The following is a 19,249-nucleotide window of genomic DNA, read 5'->3' as shown; positions in this document are numbered from 1 at the left end:
ATTTTGTTTCGTGTACAATTATAGGAACAAACATTCGAAGGAGCTAGCAAAATGGCGAAAAAGAAGTCTAAATTTATGTGCAGCAGCTGTGGCTATGAAGCAGCAAAATGGATGGGGCGCTGTCCTGGCTGCGGTGAATGGAATACGATGAATGAAGAAGTCGAAGTCATCACAAAAGGACCGCGTGGAGCGTTCCAGCATTCTACAACCGCGACAAAGGCAACACCTATTATTCATGTTGAAGTACAGGAAGAAACACGTATCGCTACAGAAATGAATGAGTTTAACCGTGTACTTGGAGGCGGTATTGTACCGGGCTCACTAGTACTAATAGGCGGCGATCCTGGTATCGGGAAATCGACATTATTACTTCAAGTATCGGCGCTTCTTTCCAATCAGGGAAAACGTGTATTATATATTTCCGGTGAGGAATCTGTACGTCAGACGAAGCTGCGCGCTGAACGTCTGGGTGTACATACGCCGGAGCTTTATATTTACTCGGAAACGAATCTGGAGTTTTTAAATCAGACTATCGATGAAGTACAGCCGAAATTTGTGATAGTCGATTCAATTCAAACGGTACACCATCCGGAAATAACAAGCGCGCCAGGCAGTGTTTCGCAAGTACGTGAATGTACAGCGGAACTGATGCGTATCGCAAAGACAAAAAACATCGCTATTTTCCTTGTTGGTCACGTTACAAAAGAAGGACAGATTGCCGGTCCGCGTATTTTGGAACATATGGTAGATACGGTGCTTTACTTTGAAGGGGAGCGCCATCATAACCACCGGATTTTACGCAGTCAGAAAAACCGTTTTGGTTCTACAAATGAAATCGCGATTTTTGAAATGCTCCACGGAGGATTAAAAGAAGTATTAAATCCATCCGAGCTGTTTTTACAGGAACGTTCGCAAGGTGCCCCAGGTTCAACAATCGTTGCATCGATGGAAGGGACTCGCCCGATCCTGGTAGAAATACAGTCGCTTATTACACCAACGAGTTTTAATTATCCGAAGCGTATGGCAACTGGGGTCGATCAGAACCGTGTCCAGCTTTTAATGGCCGTACTGGAAAAACGAATGGGCATGATGCTTCAGGCACAGGATGCCTATATTAAAGTTGCCGGTGGTGTGAAGCTTGATGAGCCGGCGATTGATTTAGCTGTATTAACAAGTATTGTTTCAAGCTTTAAAGACCAGACAGTACGTCCGACAGACTGCTTTATCGGGGAAGTCGGGTTAACCGGTGAAGTACGCCGCGTTTCAAGAATTGAACAGCGTGTCCAGGAAGCGGCCAAACTAGGGTTCAAACGTGCCTTTATTCCAGCTTCCAATATCGGTGGCTGGGAATTCCCGCCGGATATTCAAGTCGTTGGCGTCGAAACAATCAGTGACGCACTGCGGGAATCTTTCCAAAATTTATAGGGAATGGGTTTTTGTTAACTCGTCCTAAAAAGAAGGCATGAAAAGTAAAAATACTTTTCATGCCTTTTTATAATTATGCTTTTACCGCTTTTTCTTTCTTTAAAAATGCTTCTCTTGTGAAAATGCCAAAAGGCTTTCCGATCGGCAGGAAGCTGAAGCCGAAATGCTTGTTGAGTACATTGGCCCCTGCGCCGTAAAATGATAAAAGGGCAATGATTAACTCAGAGTAGGCAGCAAGTAAATGCATGCCATGCTCCATAATTCCAAATGAGCTTAATGCCAGGCCGATAAATAAGAAATCGATCATTACAAAGATGGCAAATAAAACTTTATTTGTTTCAGCTGCACCAATCGTCATAAATAGGGTAAAGATTAAATAACCTAAATACACAACACCGAGCTGAGTCGTATCAGCAGATGCCTGTAATGTTGCACCAAATATGCCGGCTTGAACGAACCAGCTCATACCAACACCCATCCAGAACAAACCATATGCGCCGAATGCCGTCGTACCAAATGTATTATTATGCTTTGAATCTAATACGGATGCGTAAAATTGTGCAATACCCCCCAAAAATATTGCCCAAGGAATAACCAGACCTAAGCCTTCTGTCCAGCCTAATTTTTGAGTGGAAGCAACAAATGTTACAATAGCCAATCCGAATAAACCAATAGCAGAAGGATCAGCAGTAGAAATTTTTACCTCTTTTGCAGTATTCAAAACGTATTCTCCTCTTCTAAGTTGAAATTGTATATTATACTAAAATAATATATGCAAAAATTTGATTAAACTACTGAAATGGGGATTTAGAATGAAGTATGTCATTTTTAAATTAATATCGCGTAAATTTAACTATTAAATAGGGGATAATCTTAAAAAATGGGTAAAATTCTAATATTGGGATTTAATTACATTTCATTGTTTATTTGCCCTTGCTTTTGGTACCTGGGCTTCGCATGAATGAAAATTTAGATGTATAATTATTAAATGGAGGTGAAACAAATGTTGAAGAAAATAATTCAAGTAGCATTTTTATTTATCGGTGGAGCATTAGGCCTCATTTTCTTACCGCCATTATATGCATTCATGAACTTATCATCCAATCCATGGCTTAATAATCCATATTTCAGTGTTGCAATAGGTGCTGCTTTGTTATTCGTTTTATCGTTTGCATTATCTGATTACTTTGTAAAATTAATTACTTGGTTAGAGGAAGTATTATTCAAATTGCCGGCTGCGGATTTACTGTTTGGTACGCTCGGTTTAATCGTAGGGCTATGTGTAGCTACATTGGTCGGTGTCGCCATCAATCAAATGAACATTCCTGTTATAACCGCAGTTGTTCCTGCCATTTTATCCATTGTCCTTGGCTATCTCGGATTCCGGTTAGGATTCAGTAAACGGGATGAGCTATTGCAGATTTTTTCCGGGAAATCAACGAAAAAACGTCAAAGTGACGGGTCAGTCAAGGAAGTTCAGGAGCAGCAGTACAAATTGCTCGATACAAGTGTCATTATCGATGGGCGTATTGCCGATATTTCAACAACAGGCTTTGTTGAAGGGATTTTAGTCGTGCCGCAGTTTGTATTGACAGAACTGCAGCATATTGCGGATTCATCCGATACATTAAAGCGTACACGTGGTCGCAGAGGTCTTGATATTTTAAAACGCCTTCAGGACGAACGTGCTTCGAAGGTACTTATTACGGAAGTTGATTTTGAAGATGTGTCTGAAGTGGACTTAAAGCTGGTTCGCTTAGCAAAAAACATGAATGCCCAAATACTGACGAATGATTTCAACTTAAATAAAGTTTGTGAACTGCACCGTGTACAAGTATTGAATATTAATGATTTGGCAAATGCTGTGAAACCGGTTGTTATTCCGGGTGAAGATATGCAAGTCGTTGTCATTAAAGACGGAAAAGAACACAATCAGGGTGTTGCCTATTTAGATGACGGAACAATGATTGTCGTAGAAGGCGGCCGTAGTTATATTGGACAGGCGATTACTGTTACTGTAACAAGTGTCCTTCAAACATCAGCAGGGCGTATGATTTTCGCCAAGCCAAAAGAGGGTTAGGATGTGAAGCATTTTGCGTTATGAAGTCGTTTTGCCGGCAGCAGGAAGCGGAAAGCGCATGGGGGCCGGACAAAATAAATTATTTTTAAACTTAGCGGATAAACCGATTTTAGTTCATACACTTCTTGTTTTTGAACAAGATGAAAACTGTACAGGAATCTGGATTGCCGTAAAAGATGAGGAACGTCCATTTATCCGTTCGCTCATCGAAAAATATAATATTGTAAAAGTAAAAGGTATGCCTACAGGCGGTGAAGAACGCCAACATTCAGTGCATTCATGCATAAAAGAAATGAATGCAGTGGATGTTGTCCTTGTTCATGACGCCGCACGTCCTTTTATTACGATTCCGAAGATTAACGAACTTGCAGAAGTCGCTTATGAAAAAGGGGCAGCGATTGCAGGTGTTCGTGCAAAGGATACGATGAAAGTCGTCCATAATGGTCTAATTAAAGCAACTGTTGACCGCGAATCGTTATGGATGGTTCAAACACCGCAAGCGTTCCGTTACGAAATTTTGGCAGAAGCTGAAGACCTGGCAGAAAAAGCAGGTTTTTTAGGAACGGATGAAGCGATGCTTGTGGAACGTTTAGGCCATGATATTCATATTGTGGAATGCAGTTATGAAAATGTAAAAATGACAACGCAGGAAGATCTGGTTTTCGGGGAAGCTATTTTAAAACAACGAAAATAGCAGATACTTAAAAAAGTTTGCGGGGCTTTTTCCGGACAAGTTGATTATACTAATGATAATGAGATTAGCAGAAAGAAGGTGAAAGCTAGCTTACGAATGTAGGCTGGCAACGATATGTTTCGAATTGGACAAGGATTTGACGTTCACGAATTTGCAGAAGGACGTCCATTAATTTTAGGTGGTATTACGATTCCACATGAGCGCGGCTTAGTAGGTCATTCGGATGCCGATGTGCTTTTACATACAGTTACAGACGCGGCATTAGGTGCAATTGGTGAAGGGGATATTGGCCGTCACTTCCCTGATACGGATCCGGAGTGGAAAGACGCCGATTCGGCGAAGCTGCTCGAATACATTTGGAAGATGGTTGAAGAGCGCGGATATAAATTAGGCAATGTGGATTGTACGATTATGGCACAGCGTCCAAAAATGGCCCCGTATATTTCACAAATGCAAAACCGAATCGCACAATTATTGAATGCGGAACCTTCGCAAGTAAATGTAAAAGCGACAACAACAGAGAAGCTGGGCTTTGTCGGCCGTGAAGAAGGAATCGCAGCAATGGCAACGATTCTGTTAGTTAAAGCATAAAGTGAAACTTATCTACCCGTTAATGCTGGATAAAATTGAGGGCGTGTGTCAAAAATCGGCACACGCTACTTTAATTTAACAACTTACAGTGGTAGAATGGTTAAAGTTTAAAAGACATCTATTGTGCCGATAGTGGACAATATAATGTCCGTTCATATACATATAAAAGTAAACTTTTTTTATATGCGAAAAAGGTCGAGCGTTTTGACGCTAAAATTAGGAGGCAATATTATGACGAAAACAGTTCGCGTTCGTTATGCACCATCGCCAACAGGATTCTTACATATCGGTGGCGCACGTACAGCTTTATTCAATTATTTATATGCAAAACATCACAACGGTACTTTTGTAGTACGTATTGAAGATACAGATATTGAGCGTAATGTAGAGGGTGGGGAAGCTTCTCAACTTGATAATTTACGCTGGTTAGGTATTATGCCGGATGAGTCTATTGATATCGGCGGACCATATGCACCTTACCGTCAAATGGAGCGTCTTGATATTTACAAAGAGCATGCAGAAAAAATGCTTGAAAACGGACAAGCGTATAAATGTTTCTGTACTTCAGAGGAGCTTGAAGCATCACGCGAAAAACAAAAAGCGCAAGGTGTTGCTGCACCTGCATATGATGGGAAATGCCGTCATTTAACTGCAGAGGAAGTTGCTGAAAAAGAAGCTGCTGGTATCCCGCACACAATTCGTATGCGTGTTCCTGAAAATGTTACGTATCGTTTCACTGACTTAGTTCGCGGCGAAGTATCATTCGAATCAAAAGATATCGGCGACTGGGTACTTGTAAAAGCAAACGGTATCCCAACATACAATTATGCGGTAGTGCTGGATGATCACTTCATGGAAATTACACATGTATTCCGTGGTGAAGAGCATTTATCAAACACACCAAAACAAATGATGATCTTTGACGCATTCGGATGGGAATATCCGCAATATGGTCATATGACATTAATCGTAAATGAAGAGCGTAAAAAATTATCAAAACGTGATGAGTCAATCATCCAGTTCGTTACACAATACAAGGACCTAGGCTACTTACCGGAAGCGATGTTTAACTTCTTTGCATTACTTGGCTGGTCACCTGAGGGAGAAGAAGAAATCTTCTCACATGACGAATTTGTAAAGCTGTTTGATGAAAAGCGCTTATCAAAATCACCATCAATGTTCGATAAAACAAAATTGACATGGATGAACAACCAGTATATTAAAAAAATGTCTCATGAAGAGGTAGTTGCTTTAGCGTTGCCGCACTTGCAAAAAGCCGGCTTACTTCCGGAAGAATTATCTGAAGAACAACATGCATGGGCTTCTGATTTAATCGCTCTTTACCATGAGCAAATGAGCTTCGGGGCAGAAATCGTAGAGTTATCGAGCCTATTTTTCACAGAAGAAATTGCATATGATGAAGAAGCAAACGAAGTGTTGGCTGGTGAAACAGTGCCGGCTGTTATGGCTTCATTTAAAACTCAATTAGAAGCTTTGGAATCTTTTGATGCCGCTTCGATTAAAGCAGCTATTAAAGCTGTTCAAAAAGAAACGGGCGTAAAAGGGAAAAATCTGTTTATGCCAATCCGTGTTGTGACGACTGGTCAAACACATGGTCCGGAACTGCCGAATGCCATCGCTTTACTTGGCAAGGAAAAAACAATTGCCCGTGTTGAAAAATTTGCACAGTAATCCATTTTGAAACATTTGGAATTAGCTACCGGATTGTTCATATGGATATAATGATTGATTTTTCTGAAAATAGATGTAAAATGAATGTAAATTGCATAAAAGATAGCACGTTGAGAAGGAGAAGTACGCTGCGCACCCCTTATTAGAGAGGATCACCACCGGCTGAAAGTGATCCAGGTTAGGGCAAAGCCGAAATGCACCTTTGAGTATTTAACTGAAATTGAAGTAGGTTAAATCGATTTGTCCACGTTACAGGACTTCAAGCGGAAAAAGTATTGTTGCTTTTTCAACCAGAGTGGAACCGCGCATCTAGCGTCTCTGTCACCTTTTCAAGGTGATGGAGGCGTTTTTTTAATTAAAATTACAAATTAACCCGATAGAATTTTTAAGAGTACAATGAAAAAGGAGAGGCAATATGACGATTCAAATTTTCAATTCGTTGACAAGACAAAAAGAACCATTTATTCCGTTGGAGGAAGGTAAAGTAAAAATGTATGTATGCGGACCAACTGTATACAATTACATCCATATTGGAAATTCCCGCCCGGTAATCGTCTATGATACAGTACGTCGCTATTTACAGTATGCAGGTTACGAAGTGAAATTCGTTTCAAACTTTACCGATGTGGATGACAAAATTATTAAAGCAGCAAATGAGTTGGGCGAAGAAACATCTGTATTAACAAATCGTTTTATTGCTGCTTATTTTGAAGATATTACGGCACTTGGATGTCAGAAGGCTGATGCGCACCCGCGTGTAACAGAACATATGGATGATATTATCGCGTTTATTGAAGTTCTGATCGACAAAGGCTATGCATATGAATCCCAAGGTGATGTTTACTACCGTACACGTAAATTTAATGGTTACGGAAAATTAAGTCACCAATCGATCGATGATTTAAAAGTGGGAGCGCGTATTGAAGCGGGCGAGAAAAAAGAAGACCCGTTGGATTTCGCATTATGGAAAGCTGCAAAAGCAGGCGAAATTAAATGGGCATCACCATGGGGAGAAGGACGTCCTGGATGGCATATTGAATGTTCTGTAATGGCGCGTGAGCACTTAGGTGATACAATCGATATTCACGCAGGTGGACAGGATTTAACATTCCCTCACCACGAAAATGAAATTGCCCAATCCGAAGCGCATAATGATAAAACATTTGCGCGTTATTGGATGCATAATGGCTATATTAATATTGATAATGAAAAAATGTCGAAATCACTGGGTAATTTTATATTAGTGAATGATATTCGCAAGCAAATCGACCCGCAAGTGTTGCGTTTCTTTATGCTGTCAGTTCATTACCGTAATCCGATTAACTTCGCTCAGGATTTAGTGGAAGCAGCGAAAAGTGGTTTAGACCGAATTCGTACATCCTATACGAATGTCGAGCACCGTCTCACATCTTCGGCAAGTTTAGGGGATAACAGCGAGCAGTGGCTTGAAAAAATCAGTCAGATTAAAGTTGATTTCGAAAATGCAATGAATGATGACTTTAACACAGCAAATGCGGTTTCAGCATTATTTGAACTTTCCCATATTGCCAATGTGTATTTAAACGAAGCGAATACGGATAAAGAAGTATTACAGGCAATTTTAACGATGTTTGATACAATTGGAAATGTACTGGGTATTCATATAAAAGTAGAAGCAGGCTTACTCGATGAAGAAATCGAGGCATTAATCGAAGAACGTAACCAAGCCCGTAAAAATCGTGATTTCGCTCGTTCAGATGAAATCCGCGACCAGCTGCTGGGCATGGATATTGTTCTTGAGGATACTCGTCAAGGTACACGCTGGAAACGAGGACAGTAAATGCAAAACTTAACACCACATGATGTCATACAGTTAAATGCACTGGCGCTCGCTTATATGGGCGACGCCGTGCTTGAACAAAGAATTCGGGAACATTTAATATTGTCGGGCCGTGCAAAGCCTAACACATTGCATAAAGAAGCTACGAAATATGTTTCGGCCAAATCCCAGTCCAATATTGTGCATCGCATGATTGAAGAGAATTATTTAACAGAAGAAGAGCAAGCTGTTTTCCGTAGAGGACGCAATGCCAAATCAGGATCTGTTCCAAAAAATACAGATGTCCGCACATATCGTAACAGCTCAGGATTTGAAGCAGTTTTAGGCTTCTTATTCCTCAGCAAAGAACATCATCGCGCAAATGAAATAATCGATTACGCAATCGAGATTGTCGAACAGGCAAAAGGAGTGTAACTATGGCAGAGAAAAGACAGCAAAATCGTAAACCAAAAGATTTTAAAAGTCGCGATAAAAAAGCAGATACTTTTAAAACTCATGAGAAAAAGCAACAAGAAAAACCGCAAACTGCCCAGGAAGAATTATCAGGAGAAATGATTGCAGGGAAAAATCCGGTACTTGAGGCACTTCGCGCAGGCCGGGAAATCAATAAGCTATGGATTGCTGAAGGCGTTAAAAAAACAGGTGTACAGGAGCTGATGGACTTAGCGAAAGAGCAAGGTGTCCTTGTTCAGTTTGTACCAAAGCAAAAGGTCGACAAACTTGCAGAAAACCATCAGGGAATTGTGGCATCGGTCGCGGCATATGACTATGCAGAATTGGACGATTTGTTTGAAGCAGCAAAGGCAAAAAACGAAGATCCGTTCTTTTTAATATTGGACGAGTTGGAAGATCCGCATAACTTAGGATCGATCATGCGTACAGCAGATGCAATCGGTGCACATGGTATCATTATTCCAAAACGCCGCGCAGTCGGTCTGACAGCAGTTGTTGCTAAAGCTTCAACAGGTGCCATCGAGCATGTACCTGTTGTGCGTGTAACCAATTTAGCCCAAACGGTGGATGAGCTAAAAGACCGCGGTGTTTGGATTGCCGGAACAGACGCAAAAGGTTCGGCAGATTATCGTAAAATGGATGCAACATTACCGCTTGCATTAATTATTGGTAGTGAAGGTAAGGGAATGAGCCGTCTTTTGAAAGATAAATGTGACTTCTTATATCACTTGCCAATGGTCGGTCATGTGACATCATTGAATGCTTCCGTAGCAGCGGCATTACTTATGTATGAAGTGTACCGCAAACGACAAGAAGCTAACGGATGAGGTCATGCAGAACATATTGCTAGTAGACGGCTATAACATGATTGGTGCATGGAGTGAGCTTCGGCCTTTACGCGAGCCTCACTTCGAGGATGCACGTGATCGGTTAATTGAACGAATGGCGGAGTATAAAGCACATACAGGCTGGCGCGTTATCGTTGTATTTGATGCCCATCTTGTCCCGGGCACGGAGCAGCTGTATATTCAGCATGCTGTGGAAGTGCTTTATACACGTAAAAATGAAACAGCGGACGAGCGCATTGAAAAGTTATCAAACGAATTAAAAGGACGGAAAATCCAAATACATGTTGCAACATCGGATATGACTGAACAAAACGTTGTATTTGGTCATGGTGCATTGAGAAAATCAGCACGTGAGCTTGAAATTGAAATGCAAATTATTCAATCTAAAATTTCATCCAAAGTAAAAGAATCGACCGACGAAAAACCGGCCTCAAGAATTAAGCTATCTAAAGAAGTAGAACTGCAGTTTGAAAAATGGAGAAGAGGGCTCAAGTAATAGATTGCCCGTAATTTCCAATTAAGTTATACTATTCCTAATTATTCTAGCGTAACTGAGGTGATTTTCATTGCTTAAAAGTGAGAAGTTACAAATGGTACTACGTTTTGAACATTTGACAGATGAAGAGCTTGTAGAACAAGTGCATCTTGGCAATACAGATGCGCTAGATTTTTTGATTTCAAAATACCGATTGTTTGTTAAAGCGAAAGCACGGTCGTATTTTTTAATTGGTGCAGACAAAGAAGATATTATCCAAGAAGGAATGATTGGCTTATATAAGGCGATTCGGGATTTTAAGGAGGACAAGCTGGCGTCATTCCGTGCCTTTGCAGAACTTTGCATTACACGGCAAATTATTACGGCAATTAAAACAGCTACTAGACAAAAGCATATTCCGCTAAATTCATATGTTTCTTTAGATAAGCCAATTTACGATGAAGAATCAGAGCGTACGCTGATGGATATTATTACGAGCCCGATTTCAGACGACCCTGAGTATTTGATGATCAATCGTGAAGATTATCTTTATCTGGAAGAGAAGATGGCCGAAGTGTTGAGCGAACTTGAACAGCAAGTATTGGTTCGTTATTTGGAAGGCCAATCCTATAATGAAATTTCTGAAGAATTGGACCGACATGTAAAATCCATCGATAATGCATTACAGCGGGTGAAGCGTAAATTGGAGCGTCATCTTGAACTAAAAGAAATAACTTAAACACCATGAGCCTTTATTGACAGTGGGAAATTTAGGTGTTAGTCTTTAAAGGACAAACTGCCGAAAAGGTGATAAACATGGCAAAGAAAGTCGTTTTAAGTTGCGAAAAGTGCGGTTCAAGAAACTATAATGTCCCGAAAAAAGAAGGGGCAACCGAGCGTTTAGAACTGAAGAAATTTTGCTCTCATTGCAATGAGCATACAATGCATAAACAAACGTTATAAATGAAACATAGATTAATTCGTTGTTCGGAGGTTAGGCAAAGATGAGTAAAGTAACAAACTTTCTACAAGAAGTCGGCTCGGAAATGCGCAAAACAAGTTGGCCGAAAAGTAAAGAGTTAACGAAGTATACGGTAGTGGTTGTTTCAACAGTTGTCGTGATGGCGTTATTCTTTACAGCAATAGATTTAGGAATCTCAGAATTATTCCGTTGGTTCTTGTCTCTGTAAGCTATATCATGTTAATATTTCGAAATAGCCCGTCCATGCCATATAACGGGTTTTTTCATTTGTTAAAAAATGCTGACAGCTTAATTTAAAGAAATAGATTATTGAAGTTTTGTGAATAGGGAAATATATACCCTAACACACTTAATGTAAAGGAGGGACGGACGATTTAGTCCTACCTATATGGAGAAAAATTGGTATGTAGTTCATACGTATTCAGGTTATGAAAACCGAGTGAAAGCAAATCTTGAAAAACGCGTGGAAACGATGGGAATGCAAGATAAAATTTTCCGTGTAATCGTAGCTGAGCATGAAGAAATCGATGTAAAAGAAGACGGTAAGAAAAAAGCGGTAATGCGTAAAATCTTCCCGGGTTACGTTTTAGTAGAATTAATCATGACAGATGATGCTTGGTATGTTGTTCGTAATACACCTGGCGTTACAGGATTTATCGGTTCTTCAGGCGGCGGTGTAAAACCGACTCCGTTATTACCGGAAGAAGCGGAACGTCTGCTTGCGCAAATGGGTATGAATGAAACATTATTAGGTGAAGTTGAAATTACTGTCGGTGAAGTTGTAGAAGTTCTTGAAGGACCATTCGCACATTTCCAAGGCCGCGTAGAAGAAGTAGATGTCGACAAAGCAAAATTAAAAGTTCTTGTTGATATGTTCGGTCGCGAAACAGTAATGGAGTTAGACTTTAACCAAGTTCAAAAAATATAGAATTATTTATACTTGATTAAGTAATTTAAAAGTGTTATCATTTCAAAGGTCAGACTGTCCAACTTTTGGACGTATGATTATAATTAGTTTTAATGTTATCGGCAAGTTAGCTGACGAACAGATATTTGAGTGGGAGGGGCAACCCAGTTACCACATCACGGACTTAAGGAGGTGTGTCTCGTGGCTAAAAAAGTTATTAAAGTTGTAAAACTTCAAATCCCTGCTGGTAAAGCAAACCCAGCGCCACCGGTTGGTCCTGCATTAGGTCAAGCAGGTGTAAACATTATGGGATTCTGTAAAGAATTTAACGCTCGTACTGCTGATCAAGCTGGTCTTATCATTCCAGTTGAAATTTCAGTATTTGAAGACCGTTCATTCACTTTTATTACGAAAACTCCGCCAGCTGCAGTATTACTTAAAGTAGCTGCTGGTATCCAATCTGGATCTGGTGAACCAAATCGTAAAAAAGTCGCAACGGTTAAACGTGATAAAGTTCGCGAAATCGCTGAACAAAAAATGCCAGACCTTAACGCTGCTTCAGTTGAAGCTGCTATGTTAATGGTTGAAGGTACTGCGCGAAGCATGGGTATTACGATCGAAGACTAATCCCATCTTCAACACTTGATGATGTTTTTGTTTTTGGAAGGTTGCTGCACTCGGATACTTGTTTGATGAGTGCGCAACCTTTATTCGTGGGAGGTCAAATCCGTTACAACCACAATCAAGGAGGAAATTATAATGGCTAAAAAAGGTAAAAAACTGCAAGAAGCAGCTAAATTAATCGACCGCGCAACTTTATACTCTGTTGAAGAAGCAGTAGCGTTAGCGCAAAAAACAAGCACTGTAAACTTTGATGCAACTGTAGAAGTAGCATTCAAATTAGGTATCGATACTCGTAAAAACGACCAACAAATCCGTGGTGCGGTAGTATTACCACACGGTACTGGTAAAACTCAACGCGTATTAGTTTTCGCTAAAGGCGATAAACTTAAAGAAGCAGAAGCTGCTGGCGCTGACTATGTGGGCGATGCAGAATACATCCAAAAAATCCAACAAGGTTGGTTTGATTTCGATGTAATCGTTGCAACTCCTGACATGATGGGTGAAGTTGGTAAATTAGGTCGTGTATTAGGTCCTAAAGGTTTAATGCCAAACCCTAAAACAGGTACAGTTACATTTGACGTAACAAAAGCAATCGAAGAAATCAAAGCTGGTAAAGTAGAATACCGTGCTGAAAAAGCTGGTATCATCCACGCACCAATCGGTAAAGTTTCTTTCGAAACAGAAAAATTAGTAGAAAACTTCTTAGCTGTATTTGAAGTAGTTCAAAAAGCTAAGCCAGCTGCATCAAAAGGTACTTACATGAAGTCTGTAAATGTTACAACTACAATGGGTCCTGCAGTTAAAGTTGACGCTGCTAACGTAACAGTTAAGTAATTTCCGATTTTTTTAAAATCGTAAAATAAAATTTGTTGACAACACGCCTCTTGCTTTGGTAAGATGGGTGCTGTTGTGAATCATCCATTTGTACCGTAGACAGTAGGGGTGCTTTAAGCACTTAATGATCCTACCGAGGACATAGGAGTTCGGATTCTTTTTAAGATGATGTACTTTCAGCCTCTATGTCTATTATCGATATAGAGGCTTTTCTTTGTCGGTATAAATGACTCATTCTAATAGGAGGTGTCATCATGAGCAAAGCAATCGAAACTAAAAAAGTTCAAGTTCAAGAAATCGCTGATAAATTCTCTGCTGCCGGTTCTGTAGTAGTAGTAGATTACCGTGGTTTAACTGTAGCGCAAGTTACTGAATTACGTAAGCAATTACGTGAAGCAGGTGTTGAGTTCAAAGTTTACAAAAACACTTTATCTCGCCGTGCTGCTGAAGCTGCTGGTTTAGAAGGAATCAATGAATTTTTAACTGGTCCTAACGCTATCGCATTCTCTAACGAGGACGTAGTAGCTCCTGCTAAAATTATTAACGAGTTCGCTAAGAAAAACGAAGCGTTAGAAATTAAAGCTGGTATCATCGAAGGTACATTGGCATCAGTTGAAGACGTTAAAGCTCTTGCAGAACTTCCATCTCGCGAAGGTCTATTATCAATGCTTTTATCTGTACTTCAAGCTCCAGTGCGCAACTTCGCACTTGCAACAAAAGCTGTTGCAGAACAAAAAGAAGAGCAAGGCGCTTAATAGTAGCCTCATAACTTCAAAAATCAGGCAAACTGCCTAAAACTAATAAACATTCCATAGGAGGAAATTAAAATGAACAATGAGCAAATCTTAGAAGCTATCAAAGCTATGACAGTTCTAGAATTAAACGATTTAGTAAAAGCAATCGAAGAAGAATTCGGTGTAACAGCTGCTGCTCCAGTAGCAGTAGTTGCTGGTGGTGCTGCAGGCGCTGCTGAAGAAAAAACTGAGTTTGACGTAGTATTAGCTTCTGCTGGTGGAGAAAAAATCAAAGTAATCAAAGTGGTTCGTGAAATCACTGGTTTAGGCTTAAAAGAAGCTAAAGAAGTTGTAGATAACGCTCCTAAAGCTCTTAAAGAAGGCGTTTCTAAAGACGAAGCTGAAGCTATCAAAGCTAAACTTGAAGAAGTTGGCGCTTCAGTAGAAGTTAAGTAATTTCAGTTTAACTTTAATTGCTAGGCCTTGAGCTTAGTTTAATAAGGAAAGCTCGTCACATTTTTGCGGCGGGCTTTTCTTTATTTAACTTTTGTGGATATGAAAATATTGAATTTTTATAGTAATCCACATGAAAAGACAACATTTTGCACAAATTACCGCAAAATGTATTTTTTCTAAGGAGGCGTGTTGCATGTCTGAACATTATTATTCAAATAAGCCTCGAACTGAGAGTAAACCACGCCAATGGAAATTCACTTTATTAGGCAATACATTTACGTTTGAAACGGATACGGGTGTATTCAGTAAAAGCGAAGTAGATTTTGGTTCCCGTGTACTAATCGATGTGTTTGAAATGCCTAAAATTGATGGTGTTTTGCTTGATGTAGGTTGTGGCTATGGACCGATCGGATTGTCGATCGCAAAAAACAACCCTGAACGTGAAGTATACATGATGGATATCAATTCACGAGCAGTTAGTTTGTCTCAAAAAAATGCCCAGCTTAACGGGGTTCAAAATGTACGTATTTTTGAAAGCGATGGCTTAGCCGCTGTAGAACCTGGAACGAAAGTAGCCGCAGTATTAACAAACCCTCCAATTCGTGCCGGTAAGGAAACAATCTTTAAATTTTATGACGGCGCATATGAATTGTTAGTGGAAAATGGTGAACTGTGGATTGTTATTCAGAAGAAACAAGGGGCTCCATCAACCATTAGTCATTTGGAAGAAATGTTTTCAGAAGTAGATGTTGTTGAGAAGAAAAAAGGATATTGGATTATTCGTGCAAAAAAATAAGTAAGATTAGTTTCCAATATTGACTTGACAAATCGAGTATGATAACATAATAAAATGCAAAATTATTATTTTGAGGTAGTATGCCCTTTTGCATTAAATATTCAAAGTTACGGGTATACTGCTAAGAATAAGTTGAGTTTAACCGAAAATGAGGTTTAAAAAAAGTCTCGTTTTCTTTTTGTCTTTCGAAATCATACACTATTTGTATGTTTTTGCAAAGACCTATTATCGCTTTATTGAGGGGTGAATGAGTTGACAGGTCAACTAGTTCAGTACGGACAACACCGCCAGCGTAGAAGCTTTGCGCGTATTAGTGAGGTGCTGGAACTTCCGAATCTAATCGAAATCCAAACAGCATCTTATGAGTGGTTCCTTGAAGAAGGGTTGCGCGAGATGTTCCACGACATTTCTCCAATCGAAGATTTTACAGGTAATCTTTCATTAGAATTCGTCGACTATACTTTAGGAGATCCTAAGTATGATGTGGATGAGTGTAAAGAGCGTGACGTTACTTATGCTGCACCATTACGTGTAAAAGTGCGTTTGCACAACAAAGAAACAAACGAAGTGAAAGAGCAAGATGTCTTTATGGGTGATTTCCCATTAATGACAGAAACAGGTACGTTTATTATTAACGGTGCTGAGCGTGTTATCGTTTCACAGTTAGTTCGTTCTCCAAGTGTATACTTCCACGAAAAAACGGATAAAAACGGTAAAAAAGGCTTTGGTGCAACGGTTATTCCAAACCGTGGTGCATGGCTTGAATATGAAACAGATGCTAAAGACGTTGTATATGTACGTATCGACCGTACACGTAAATTACCGGTAACAGTACTTTTACGTGCATTAGGTTTTGGCTCGGATCAAGAAATTTTAGATATCATTGGCGACAATGAATATTTACGTAATACGTTAGAAAAAGATAATACGGAAGGTACTGAAAAGGCTCTTCTTGAAATCTACGAACGTTTACGTCCAGGTGAACCACCAACAGTTGAATCTGCGAAGAACTTATTATATTCTCGCTTCTTTGACGCAAAACGCTATGATTTAGCGAATGTTGGTCGTTACAAAATGAACAAAAAGCTTCACATCAAAAATCGTTTATTCAACCAAACGATTGCAGAAACTTTAGTGGATCCTGACACAGGAGAAATTATCGTAGAAGCAGGTACATTATTAGACCGCCGTAATTTGGATAAGTTAATTCCTTATTTAGAAAGTGGTGTCGGTTTCCGTACATTAAACCAAGTTGGTGGCGTATTGGAAGATGATATTACAATTCAATCGGTTAAAATCTTTGCACCAAATGATGAAGCACAAAAAGAAATTAACGTTATTTCAAACGCCTATGTAGATGAAGAAGTGAAAAATATTACTCCAGCCGATGTATTGGCTTCTGTATCGTACTTCTTCAATTTATTATATGACGTTGGTAACACAGATGATATTGACCATTTAGGTAACCGTCGTTTACGTTCTGTTGGTGAATTACTACAAAACCAATTCCGTATCGGTTTATCTCGTATGGAGCGTGTAGTACGTGAGCGTATGTCAATTAACGACACAGCTGCAATCGTACCACAGCAATTAATCAATATCCGTCCTGTTATCGCTTCGATTAAAGAGTTCTTCGGTAGCTCTCAATTGTCTCAGTTCATGGACCAAACTAACCCGTTAGCAGAATTAACGCATAAGCGTCGTCTATCTGCATTAGGGCCTGGTGGTTTAACACGTGAGCGTGCTGGTATGGAAGTACGTGACGTTCACTACTCTCACTATGGTCGTATGTGTCCGATCGAGACTCCAGAGGGACCGAACATCGGTCTTATCAACTCATTATCATCATTCGCAAAAGTTAACAAGTTTGGCTTCATCGAAACTCCTTACCGCCGTGTTGATCCAGAAACAGGTGCTGTAACGAGCGAGATCCATTACTTAACTGCTGACGAAGAGGATAACTATGTAGTTGCACAGGCGAACTCAATCTTAAATGAAGACGGTACTTTCGCAAACGAAGAAGTTGTTGGACGTTTCCGTGGTGACAACACTGTATTCTCAAAAGATCGTATCGACTACATGGATGTATCACCTAAACAAGTAGTATCTGCTGCGACAGCATGTATTCCGTTCTTAGAAAACGACGACTCAAACCGTGCGTTAATGGGAGCGAACATGCAACGTCAAGCTGTTCCATTACTATATCCAAATGCACCATTCGTTGGTACAGGTATGGAGCACGTAGACGCACGTGATTCAGGTGCTGCTGTAGTAGCTAAATTCGATGGTATTGTTGAACATGTAGAAGCACGTTCAATTCACGTACGTCGTATTGAGCTAGTAGATGGTAAAGAAGTAAAAGGTGATTTAACAAAATATAAATTACAAAAATTCATTCGTTCTAACCAAGGTACTTCTTATAACCAACGTCCAATCGTAAAAGTTGGCGACCGTGTAAAACCTCGTGATATTTTAGCCGATGGTCCATCAATGGAAAAAGGCGAATTAGCACTTGGTCAAAACGTACTTGTTGCGTTCATGACATGGGACGGCTTCAACTACGAGGATGCTGTAATTATGAGCGAACGCCTTGTAAAAGACGATGTATATACTTCTGTTCATATTGAAGAATATGAATCAGAGTCTCGTGATACTAAGCTTGGACCTGAAGAAATCACACGTGATATTCCAAACGTAGGTGAAGATGCACTTCGTAACTTGGACGATCGCGGAATTATCCGTATCGGTGCTGAAGTTCGCGATGGTGATATTCTAGTAGGTAAAGTTACGCCTAAAGGAGTTACAGAGTTAACTGCGGAAGAGCGTTTATTACATGCTATCTTCGGTGAAAAAGCGCGTGAAGTACGTGATACTTCTCTTCGTGTACCACACGGAGCCGGCGGTATCATTTTAGATGTAAAAGTATTCAACCGTGAAGACGGCGATGAATTACCACCAGGTGTAAACCAATTAGTTCGTGCTTATATTGTTCAAAAACGTAAAATCCGCGTTGGTGACAAAATGGCCGGACGTCACGGTAACAAAGGTGTAATTTCACGTATCTTACCGGAAGAGGATATGCCGTTCATGCCGGACGGAACACCAGTAGATATCATGCTTAACCCACTAGGGGTACCTTCTCGTATGAACATCGGACAAGTGCTTGAGCTACACTTAGGTATGGCTTCTCGTTACTTAGGTATTCATATGGCGTCACCAGTATTCGATGGTGCCAACGAAGCCGATGTTTGGGAAACAATGGAAGAAGCTGGTATGAACCGTGACGGTAAAACAATTCTTTATGATGGACGTTCAGGTGAGCCATTCGATAGCCGCGTTTCTGTTGGTGTCATGTACATGATCAAACTTGCGCACATGGTTGACGATAAACTTCATGCACGTTCAACTGGACCTTACTCATTAGTAACGCAACAGCCGCTTGGTGGTAAAGCACAATTCGGTGGTCAGCGCTTCGGTGAGATGGAGGTTTGGGCACTTGAAGCATACGGTGCTGCTTACACGTTACAAGAGATTTTAACTGTAAAATCGGATGACGTTGTAGGTCGTGTGAAAACATACGAAGCAATCGTAAAAGGTGAAAGTGTTCCAGAACCAGGTGTTCCAGAATCATTCAAAGTATTAATTAAAGAACTTCAATCATTAGGTATGGATGTGAAGATGCTTACAATCAACGACGAGGAAGTGGAATTACGCGACCTTGACGATGAAGATGAAGTAGCTGCACCTGTCGAAAGATCTAATGATAAAGAAGAAGACCCAGTAGAATCATTTGAATAACTTCAATTGAATCGGGCAGGTATATGCCCTGCCCGGTTTTC

The 19,249-nt window shown here is 40.2% G+C and carries 20 protein-coding genes and 2 other annotated features; of the genes, 19 read left to right on the top strand and 1 reads right to left on the bottom strand.

Annotated elements, in window-relative coordinates:
* Nucleotides 1-51: 51 nt before the first annotated feature.
* On the top strand, nt 52-1,425 hold the full coding sequence (gene radA, locus MKX73_RS06515; RefSeq protein ID WP_340716760.1) for a DNA repair protein RadA: 1,374 nt from the start codon (nt 52-54) through the stop codon (nt 1,423-1,425).
* Between the two features lie 73 nt (nt 1,426-1,498).
* Here radA and MKX73_RS06510 read toward each other — a convergent pair whose 3' ends face one another.
* Nucleotides 1,499-2,146: an acetate uptake transporter gene (locus MKX73_RS06510; RefSeq protein WP_340716759.1), complete on the bottom strand. Its 648-nt coding sequence runs from the start codon at nt 2,144-2,146 to the stop codon at nt 1,499-1,501.
* Nucleotides 2,147-2,428: 282 nt separating this feature from the next.
* On the opposite strand from MKX73_RS06510, the gene MKX73_RS06505 reads away from it, so the two are divergent.
* From MKX73_RS06505 to rpoB, 18 genes are all read left to right on the top strand, one after another.
* Nucleotides 2,429-3,505 (top strand): PIN/TRAM domain-containing protein, encoded by a 1,077-nt coding sequence (locus MKX73_RS06505; protein ID WP_340716758.1) that lies wholly within the window; start codon nt 2,429-2,431, stop codon nt 3,503-3,505.
* A gap of 13 nt (nt 3,506-3,518) precedes the next feature.
* Nucleotides 3,519-4,199 carry a 2-C-methyl-D-erythritol 4-phosphate cytidylyltransferase gene (ispD, locus tag MKX73_RS06500; RefSeq protein WP_340716757.1) on the top strand — a complete coding sequence of 227 codons (681 nt, stop codon included), beginning with the start codon at nt 3,519-3,521 and terminating at the stop codon, nt 4,197-4,199.
* 114 nt (nt 4,200-4,313) lie between these two features.
* Nucleotides 4,314-4,790 (top strand): 2-C-methyl-D-erythritol 2,4-cyclodiphosphate synthase, encoded by a 477-nt coding sequence (ispF, locus tag MKX73_RS06495; protein WP_251690903.1) that lies wholly within the window; start codon nt 4,314-4,316, stop codon nt 4,788-4,790.
* Nucleotides 4,791-5,021: 231 nt separating this feature from the next.
* Nucleotides 5,022-6,482, top strand: a complete 1,461-nt coding sequence (gltX, locus tag MKX73_RS06490) for a glutamate--tRNA ligase (RefSeq protein ID WP_340716756.1) — start codon at nt 5,022-5,024, stop codon at nt 6,480-6,482.
* Between the two features lie 101 nt (nt 6,483-6,583).
* Nucleotides 6,584-6,805: a binding site (T-box leader), on the top strand.
* Nucleotides 6,806-6,897: 92 nt separating this feature from the next.
* The gene (cysS, locus tag MKX73_RS06485; protein WP_340716755.1) at nt 6,898-8,301 is read left to right on the top strand and encodes a cysteine--tRNA ligase; all 1,404 of its coding nucleotides are present in this window, start codon (nt 6,898-6,900) and stop codon (nt 8,299-8,301) included.
* On the top strand, nt 8,302-8,715 hold the full coding sequence (locus tag MKX73_RS06480) for a Mini-ribonuclease 3 (protein ID WP_014822403.1): 414 nt from the start codon (nt 8,302-8,304) through the stop codon (nt 8,713-8,715).
* 137 nt (nt 8,716-8,852) lie between these two features.
* Nucleotides 8,853-9,581: a 23S rRNA (guanosine(2251)-2'-O)-methyltransferase RlmB gene (rlmB, locus tag MKX73_RS06475; protein WP_445783324.1), complete on the top strand. Its 729-nt coding sequence runs from the start codon at nt 8,853-8,855 to the stop codon at nt 9,579-9,581.
* 4 nt (nt 9,582-9,585) lie between these two features.
* Nucleotides 9,586-10,098, top strand: a complete 513-nt coding sequence (locus MKX73_RS06470) for an NYN domain-containing protein (protein WP_008407006.1) — start codon at nt 9,586-9,588, stop codon at nt 10,096-10,098.
* A 94-nt stretch (nt 10,099-10,192) separates the two neighbouring features.
* Nucleotides 10,193-10,816: an RNA polymerase sporulation sigma factor SigH gene (sigH, locus tag MKX73_RS06465; protein WP_340716753.1), complete on the top strand. Its 624-nt coding sequence runs from the start codon at nt 10,193-10,195 to the stop codon at nt 10,814-10,816.
* A 77-nt stretch (nt 10,817-10,893) separates the two neighbouring features.
* A complete protein-coding gene (gene rpmG / locus MKX73_RS06460) occupies nt 10,894-11,040 on the top strand; it encodes a 50S ribosomal protein L33 (RefSeq protein WP_079523505.1) in 147 nt (48 codons plus the stop codon).
* 41 nt (nt 11,041-11,081) lie between these two features.
* Nucleotides 11,082-11,267: a preprotein translocase subunit SecE gene (secE, locus tag MKX73_RS06455; protein WP_079523504.1), complete on the top strand. Its 186-nt coding sequence runs from the start codon at nt 11,082-11,084 to the stop codon at nt 11,265-11,267.
* A 180-nt stretch (nt 11,268-11,447) separates the two neighbouring features.
* Nucleotides 11,448-11,987 (top strand): transcription termination/antitermination protein NusG, encoded by a 540-nt coding sequence (gene nusG, locus MKX73_RS06450; RefSeq protein WP_079523503.1) that lies wholly within the window; start codon nt 11,448-11,450, stop codon nt 11,985-11,987.
* 180 nt (nt 11,988-12,167) lie between these two features.
* On the top strand, nt 12,168-12,593 hold the full coding sequence (gene rplK, locus MKX73_RS06445; RefSeq protein ID WP_008406998.1) for a 50S ribosomal protein L11: 426 nt from the start codon (nt 12,168-12,170) through the stop codon (nt 12,591-12,593).
* Nucleotides 12,594-12,725: 132 nt separating this feature from the next.
* Complete coding sequence (gene rplA, locus MKX73_RS06440; protein WP_340716752.1) at nt 12,726-13,424, top strand: 50S ribosomal protein L1; 699 nt, start codon at nt 12,726-12,728, stop codon at nt 13,422-13,424.
* Between the two features lie 75 nt (nt 13,425-13,499).
* Nucleotides 13,500-13,646, top strand: a sequence feature (ribosomal protein L10 leader region).
* 32 nt (nt 13,647-13,678) lie between these two features.
* Nucleotides 13,679-14,179: a 50S ribosomal protein L10 gene (rplJ, locus tag MKX73_RS06435; RefSeq protein WP_079523500.1), complete on the top strand. Its 501-nt coding sequence runs from the start codon at nt 13,679-13,681 to the stop codon at nt 14,177-14,179.
* A 72-nt stretch (nt 14,180-14,251) separates the two neighbouring features.
* On the top strand, nt 14,252-14,614 hold the full coding sequence (rplL, locus tag MKX73_RS06430) for a 50S ribosomal protein L7/L12 (RefSeq protein ID WP_079523499.1): 363 nt from the start codon (nt 14,252-14,254) through the stop codon (nt 14,612-14,614).
* A 193-nt stretch (nt 14,615-14,807) separates the two neighbouring features.
* Nucleotides 14,808-15,410 carry a class I SAM-dependent methyltransferase gene (locus tag MKX73_RS06425; protein WP_340716751.1) on the top strand — a complete coding sequence of 201 codons (603 nt, stop codon included), beginning with the start codon at nt 14,808-14,810 and terminating at the stop codon, nt 15,408-15,410.
* 243 nt (nt 15,411-15,653) lie between these two features.
* Nucleotides 15,654-19,208 (top strand): DNA-directed RNA polymerase subunit beta, encoded by a 3,555-nt coding sequence (gene rpoB / locus MKX73_RS06420; RefSeq protein ID WP_340716750.1) that lies wholly within the window; start codon nt 15,654-15,656, stop codon nt 19,206-19,208.
* Nucleotides 19,209-19,249 lie beyond the last annotated feature (41 nt).

This window comes from Solibacillus sp. FSL W7-1436, from assembly GCF_038007305.1.
Classification (GTDB): domain Bacteria; phylum Bacillota; class Bacilli; order Bacillales_A; family Planococcaceae; genus Solibacillus.
This window is presented reverse-complemented; position numbering and strand designations above follow the sequence as displayed.